Origin of the sequence: Rhizorhabdus sp., assembly GCF_018006725.1 — a bacterium.
GTDB lineage: Bacteria > Pseudomonadota > Alphaproteobacteria > Sphingomonadales > Sphingomonadaceae > Rhizorhabdus.
In genome coordinates this window covers 1-5,831 of record NZ_JAGMXV010000265.1, presented here as the reverse complement: position 1 = coordinate 5,831, position 5,831 = coordinate 1, and the positions used below count along the sequence as shown (strand labels likewise).

Annotated in this window: 9 protein-coding genes and 1 tRNA gene; 3 read left to right on the top strand and 7 right to left on the bottom strand. The window is 62.5% G+C overall.

What is annotated here, in order from left to right; genetic code table 11:
• Positions 1–86: 86 nt before the first annotated feature.
• A complete protein-coding gene (locus KAY22_RS23340; protein ID WP_296625550.1) occupies positions 87–506 on the bottom strand; it encodes a hypothetical protein in 420 nt (139 codons plus the stop codon).
• A 124-nt stretch (positions 507–630) separates the two neighbouring features.
• Here KAY22_RS23340 and KAY22_RS23335 point away from each other — a divergent pair, with 124 nt between their 5' ends.
• Together KAY22_RS23335 and KAY22_RS23330 are read left to right on the top strand one after the other, a co-directional pair.
• Positions 631–921, top strand: coding sequence for a zinc-binding dehydrogenase (locus KAY22_RS23335; RefSeq protein ID WP_296625549.1), 291 nt, complete (start codon positions 631–633; stop codon positions 919–921).
• Positions 922–1,224: 303 nt separating this feature from the next.
• On the top strand, positions 1,225–2,499 hold the full coding sequence (locus KAY22_RS23330) for a glycosyltransferase family 4 protein (RefSeq protein WP_296625548.1): 1,275 nt from the start codon (positions 1,225–1,227) through the stop codon (positions 2,497–2,499).
• A gap of 63 nt (positions 2,500–2,562) precedes the next feature.
• On the opposite strand, the gene KAY22_RS23325 is transcribed toward KAY22_RS23330, so the two are convergent.
• The 3 genes from KAY22_RS23325 to KAY22_RS23315 all read right to left on the bottom strand — a co-directional run bounded on the left by KAY22_RS23325 (position 2,563) and on the right by KAY22_RS23315 (position 3,324).
• Positions 2,563–2,868: a hypothetical protein gene (locus tag KAY22_RS23325; RefSeq protein ID WP_296625547.1), complete on the bottom strand. Its 306-nt coding sequence runs from the start codon at positions 2,866–2,868 to the stop codon at positions 2,563–2,565.
• 34 nt (positions 2,869–2,902) lie between these two features.
• Positions 2,903–3,169 carry a hypothetical protein gene (locus KAY22_RS23320; RefSeq protein WP_296625546.1) on the bottom strand — a complete coding sequence of 89 codons (267 nt, stop codon included), beginning with the start codon at positions 3,167–3,169 and terminating at the stop codon, positions 2,903–2,905.
• 62 nt (positions 3,170–3,231) lie between these two features.
• Positions 3,232–3,324: transfer RNA gene (locus tag KAY22_RS23315), tRNA-Ser, on the bottom strand.
• 157 nt (positions 3,325–3,481) lie between these two features.
• Between KAY22_RS23315 and KAY22_RS23310 the strand changes: the two genes are divergently transcribed.
• On the top strand, positions 3,482–4,267 hold the full coding sequence (locus KAY22_RS23310) for a DUF1134 domain-containing protein (RefSeq protein WP_296625545.1): 786 nt from the start codon (positions 3,482–3,484) through the stop codon (positions 4,265–4,267).
• A gap of 64 nt (positions 4,268–4,331) precedes the next feature.
• On the opposite strand, the gene pgeF is transcribed toward KAY22_RS23310, so the two are convergent.
• The 3 genes from pgeF to KAY22_RS23295 form a co-directional block, all read right to left on the bottom strand.
• A complete protein-coding gene (gene pgeF / locus KAY22_RS23305) occupies positions 4,332–5,102 on the bottom strand; it encodes a peptidoglycan editing factor PgeF (protein WP_296625544.1) in 771 nt (256 codons plus the stop codon).
• Positions 5,099–5,359, bottom strand: a complete 261-nt coding sequence (locus KAY22_RS23300; protein ID WP_296625551.1) for an acylphosphatase — start codon at positions 5,357–5,359, stop codon at positions 5,099–5,101. Before KAY22_RS23300 ends, pgeF begins: the two co-directional genes overlap by 4 nt.
• A gap of 29 nt (positions 5,360–5,388) precedes the next feature.
• Positions 5,389–5,831: chorismate synthase (locus KAY22_RS23295; protein WP_296625543.1), on the bottom strand; the 443-nt coding region annotated here is incomplete at its 5' end.

Genomic DNA, 5,831 nt, shown 5'->3' with positions numbered 1-5,831 from the left:
GCTCAGTTGGTAGAGCAGCTGACTCTTAATCAGCGGGTCCTAGGTTCGAGCCCTAGTGCGTCCACCATTCCCCTCCCCAGCGATAGTTACAGCGCTTCTCTCAGCCCGGCCCTGCGCGCAGGGATGCCGGCCCATATCTCATACTCGCCGGTCGATTGCAGCAGAACGGCATTGGCCCCGACGATGGTGCCTCGGCCGACATGCAGCGCTTCGGGCCCACCCAGCAGCTTGGCACCGGGAAAAAGCACGACGTCGTCACCGATCATGATCCGTGCCATCGGTACGATTGACGGATCGCGATAACCGTCGGCCCGGCCGATCGCTACCTGGTGATAAATCTGTACGCGGTCGCCAATCGTGCAGTTGCCGTGGATGACTGTCCCGAAGCCACGGTGAACCAACCGGAAATCCCTTCCGATCTGCGTATGGGGGTCGATCTCCACGCCATAGAGGGCGAGCATTTCTTTTGCCCAGCGGCGGCGGCGGTGCCGCACCAGAAAATCCATGAACCCCATCGTCCGAACTCCAGATCAGTTCCCCGTGCCGTCGGATGTTAGCTGAGCGAAATCAAGACCAGCGTCTTGCTTCCGGTTGACCTTTCCGACATGATCGTTATTGCGACGCACTCGCATGCCCCAGTCGATCAACGCCTGCGCGGTCCACGCCCGCATCGTCATCATCGGCGTCACAGGCTCCGACGGGCCGCTGCCAAATTATGGCAGCATCATCGGCAAGAACATCACGTTGAAGGGCATCGCCGAAGGTAGCCGCGCGATGCTCGCCCGCCTCGTCCGCGCGATGGAAGCGACCGGTTTTGCGCCCGTGATCGACAGGACCTTCGCGTTCGACGAAGCGCTGGAGGCCTGCCGCTACCTCAAGTCGGGAGCGCATCTCGGCAAGGTGCTGATCAAGGTGGGTTGAAAAGAAGCCGGGCCGCTCGCTGATCAAACTGCTCGGCGATAACGGCCCCGGATGTTGTCCGCCCACCAATTCAACCGCCATGACATTTGAACGGCAGCCAGTCGCTGACCGTTGGTTGTAGTGCAAAGCCAACTCATCAGGGCGCCGTGATGGATCGCCTCTGCGGACCTGTGATGTCTCTTTCGCCGTCCGGCACACGTCGAGCCGGCATGACGATCCATTACAGATGTAGTTTCGTTGGCGTTCCGTAAGGAAAATGGGTAGTCTTTCTTTCTGCGACTTCGTCATGACGGTGGACCGACCGTGGCAACTGCATGGAAGAAATCCCGTTCACGATCGGCTGAATCCGTCGATCCACGCCACATTCTTTTTCTGACCGATAACTTCCCTCCGGAAGTCAATGCTCCGGCGAGCCGAACTTTCGAGCATTGCCGAGCATGGATTCTTTGTGGCTATCGCGTCACCGTCATCACCTGCGCGCCCAACTTCCCGCAAGGGGAGCCCTTCGCGGGTTATCGCAATCTGCCATGGCAGACCGAGTATGTGGAAGGGATTCGCGTAATCAGAGTCTGGTCCTACATGGCCGAAAACCAAGGCTTTCTGCTCAGGGTCATCGATCACATCAGCTTTATGATAAGTGCGGTTCTGGCCAGTTTGTTCGTACGCAAAGTGGACGTGATCATCGGCACATCGCCGCAATTCTTTACCGCCTGTGCAGCCTGCGCGGCTGCAGCGCTCAAAAGGAAGCCTTGGGTGTTCGAACTTCGCGACCTATGGCCAGATGCCATCAGGGCGATCGGAGCGATCAGAAGCAGGGTGCTGTTTCGTTGCATCGAAACCATTGAGTTGTTCCTCTATCGCAGGGCGAACCTGATCGTCGCAGTCACTCATGCTTTTCGGAAAGACCTTGTCCGGCGTGGCATTTCCGCCAGTAAGATCAGGGTCATCACAAATGGAGTCGATCTCGCACGATTTCGCCCCACAACGAAGGATCCGGAACTCATCCGGAAGCATGCCCTACAGGGCAAGTTCACAGTAGGATATATTGGCACACAGGGGATGAGCCACGCATTGATGACTTTGATCGACGCGTGTTCGCTCCTGGCAAAGAGAGCCGACGCCTGCAAAATTCACATCCTAATGATCGGAGACGGCGCTGAGAAACGCGTGTTGAAGCGTGAGGCGGAGTGTCGCCATCTGAAAAATGTCTCCTTTATCGACACCGTTCCGAAAGCCGACGTGCCGCGCTACTGGGCGCTTCTGGACCTTGCGGTGGTCCACCTTAAAGATCTTCCGGTCCATCGCACGGTCATACCGTCCAAGATCTTTGAATCGATGGCGATGGGAATACCGATGTTGCACGGCGTGAAAGGGGAATCGCAGGACATCGTCCAGAAAGCGGGAGCTGGAATAATCTTCGAGCAGGAGAATCCTGCGGATCTTGCAGAAAAGATCGTTGAACTGTCGCGGTCTTCGGATGCCATGCGGGCGATGTCCGTCAATGGTCGGGCGGCGGCACCTCAATATGACCGCAATGTCCTTGCGCAGGAGATGCTTACAGAGATCGCACAACTTTAGCCGCAGCGTTCAGTTGCGCGCTTGCCTGCCGGTAGATCGGACGATGCGCCGTCGCCGAGCGGGCTATAGTTGCATGCGGTTCATGCCGCCGTTCGCGGTCGGAATGCACGACGTTGTCCGAGCGTCGCGCATGGGCGGAACACGGAACACAGGACCAATCCGCCGCGCTTTATCATCTGCCTCGATCGCCGCCTGCCAGATGCGAAAGGATTCTGCGCCGGCCCTTGCCTCGGTCATCGGTTCCGCGCCGCCCCGCGACTGCTCGAAACTCTCGACGAGTTCGTCGAAATAGACAAGAAAGACCATCACGGGTCCGGAAGACTTAAGTTCGCCTTTGGCTGCATGGGTAGATGAAACCCATGCTGCCAATTCTACCCTTCGCAAACTCTTTACCCATCTCTGATCACCGCAGGATGCCGCCGTTGTCGGCGGATGCCAATCGGATTGCCTGGATCCATCGGAAATGGTTCAATCGCGTGGGCACGGTCGCGAGCCGCAAAACCCGATGATCAAGATCGTCGATCCCGTCGGACTGTTGCGGTTCACTGATGCAACCGAGCTGGGCGATGAGCTTGTGATCCCGGGCGCGCGGGCGACCTTGGCCGATACGCTGCAAATCAGAACGCTTGAGCAGGCGCAGCCCGGCTTCAAGCAGGCGTCGGGCGGGCACTGTAAGAGGAATTATGCAACCGGGGCCCCAACCTCTGGAAATTTCTATTTTTCAGAGTTTTCTGGCGGAGACGGAGGGATTCGAACCCTCGGTACCAGATTTACCGGTACGGCGGTTTAGCAAACCGCTGGTTTCAGCCACTCACCCACGTCTCCGGGTCGGCAGAGGCCGGGCTATAGCGGGCAGGTGCGGCGGGATCAACAGGCTGTGTCAGCAATTTTTTCGCCATTAATATTCAGGATGGCGTTCATTGCAGCGACAGCCAAAAGGCGCTTTAAGACGCACGGCCAAAGCAGTTTTCCGGAGGATGCGATGTTCAGGACGATGACGCTGGGAATCAGCGCGGCGATGGCCATGGCGGTGTCGGGCGTGGCGCAGGCACAGGTGCGGACGGTCGACCCGAACCAGGCGAGCGATCTCGCCGCCGTGCCGGCCAGCGAAGCCAATTACGGCACCACCGTCAGCGCACCCGCAGCGGCGGCAACGCCGTCTGATGCACCCGCCGGCGCGCCGGCCTCGACCGATACCGCGACAGCCGCCGACGAAGCCCTGCGGGTGGAGGGCAGCCCCATGCCGATGTCCACCCGCGCGCAGGCGGTCGAAGCGGTCGAGGGCGGCACCTATGCCCAGGACGATGTGCTGAGCGCCGCCGAGGGCACCTTCGGCAAGGGCGCGCAGGGCCTCGCCAAGCTGATCGAAAAGATCTTCGCCGAACAGGGCAAGCCCAACGCCTATATTGCAGGGCGCGAGGCCGGTGGCGCGGTGATCGTCGGCGTCCGCTACGGATCGGGCACGCTGTTCCACAAGGTCGAAGGGCAGCAGCCGATCTACTGGACCGGTCCGTCGCTCGGCTTCGACCTCGGCGCGAACGGCGCCAAGAGCTTCGTCCTCGTCTACAATCTCTATGACAGCGCCGACATTTTCGAGCGCTTCCCGGCGGTCGAGGGCACGGCTTATGTCATCGGCGGCTTTACGGCGACCTATCTGCGGCGCGGCGACGTGGTGCTCATCCCGATCAGGCTCGGCGTCGGCTGGCGGCTCGGCGTCAATGTCGGCTATATGAACTTCACCAAGAAGTCGAAGATCCTGCCCTTCTGAGGAGGACGGCGACGTTCGACAGGCTTGCGCCGCCCGGCCACACGGCCCGGCGGCGCTTCGCTTATCAGGGCAGGCCGATCAGCGAGATCTGCCGGCCATAGCCGGGCTCGCCGCGATGCGTCGCCCGGCGGAAGCTAAAGAAGCGACCGGGCTGGGCATAGGTGTCCTCGCCCAGCGCGATTACCCGCCCTACTCCGGCCTGCGCCAGACGCTGTGCGACATAGGCCTCGATGTCGAACTGGGCATGGCCCGCGCGGCGGCCGTCGGCGAAAAAGCGCTCATTTTCGGGGTCGGCGTCGCAGAAGCGGGCGACGAACGCCTCGTCGACCTCGTACGAAGCGCGCGCGATACACGGGCCGATCGCCGCGACGATCCTGTCCCGATCGGCGCCAAGCGCGACCATCGCGTCGAGAGTCCGGTCGGTCACGCCCGTAATTGCGCCTTTCCAGCCGGCATGGGCGCCGCCGACAACGCCCGCATCGCGGTCGGCGAACAGCACCGGCACGCAATCGGCGGTGAGGATACCGAGCAGCAGGCCAGGGGTCGCGCTCACCAGCGCATCCGCGTGCGGGCGGGCATCGTCGGCAAAGGGCTCGGTCACGGTCACCACGTCGGGCGAATGGACCTGGTGCAGCGTGACGAGCTTATGCCCGGGCGCCACGGCATCGACCGCACGGCGGCGATTCTCCACTATGGCGTCGCGATCGTCGTCCGAACCCAGGCCGACATTGAGCCCGGCATGAATGCCCTGCGACACGCCGCCCTCGCGGCCGAGAAAGCCGTGCGGCAGGCCGTCGAGCGCCGATACGCGGATGGGAACCGGGCGATCGCTCATACGGTCGGCTTCTGGGTGAAGCCGGCAGCGACGATCCCCGGGGTATCCTCGACCTCCACCCGGTCCACGCGGCTCGCCGGCGATCCGCCATGGCAGCGCTCGATAAAGGCCTCGACCACCGCCGGCGCCCCGCTGACGACCGCCTCGACCGACCCGTCGAGCCGGTTGCGAACCCAGCCATCGAGGCCGAGGTCGGTCGCCTGCTCGACCGTCCAGGCGCGAAACCAGACGCCCTGCACCTTGCCCCAGATCCGCATGCGCCGCGCGATCCGCGCCTCGGTCTCGGTCACGCCCCGACCTGTGCGCGGTGGAGTAGCTTCTGGTCGGCGAGGACCAGGGCGACCATCGCCTCGAGCACCGGCGCAGCGCGGATGCCGACGCAGGGGTCGTGCCGCCCCTTGGTGCGGATGTCGGCGGCAGCACCATCGCGCCCGATCGTCTCGACCGGGGTCAGGATGGACGAGGTGGGCTTGAGCGCGATCCGTACGATCAGCGGCTGCCCCGTCGAAATGCCACCCGCGACGCCGCCGGCATGGTTGGCGAGAAATTCGGGCCGGCCATCGGCGCCGGGGCGCATCGGATCGGCATTGCTTTCGCCGGTCAACCGCGCCGCTTCGAAGCCGTCGCCGATCTCGACTCCCTTGACTGCGTTGATCGACATGCAGGCCGATGCCAGCTCGCTGTCGAGCTTGGCATAAAGCGGTGCGCCCCAGCCCGCAGGCAGGCCTT

What these genes read in the sequence shown, in the direction of transcription:
- KAY22_RS23335 (WP_296625549.1), top strand. Translation starts at nt 631, where the DNA reads ATGCCCCAGTCGATCAACGCCTGCGCGGTCCACGCCCGCATCGTCATC.
- KAY22_RS23340 (WP_296625550.1), bottom strand. Translation starts at nt 506, where the DNA reads ATGGATTTTCTGGTGCGGCACCGCCGCCGCCGCTGGGCAAAAGAAATG.
- KAY22_RS23300 (WP_296625551.1), bottom strand. Translation starts at nt 5,359, where the DNA reads ATGCGGATCTGGGGCAAGGTGCAGGGCGTCTGGTTTCGCGCCTGGACG.
- KAY22_RS23310 (WP_296625545.1), top strand. Translation starts at nt 3,482, where the DNA reads ATGTTCAGGACGATGACGCTGGGAATCAGCGCGGCGATGGCCATGGCG.
- pgeF (WP_296625544.1), bottom strand. Translation starts at nt 5,102, where the DNA reads ATGAGCGATCGCCCGGTTCCCATCCGCGTATCGGCGCTCGACGGCCTG.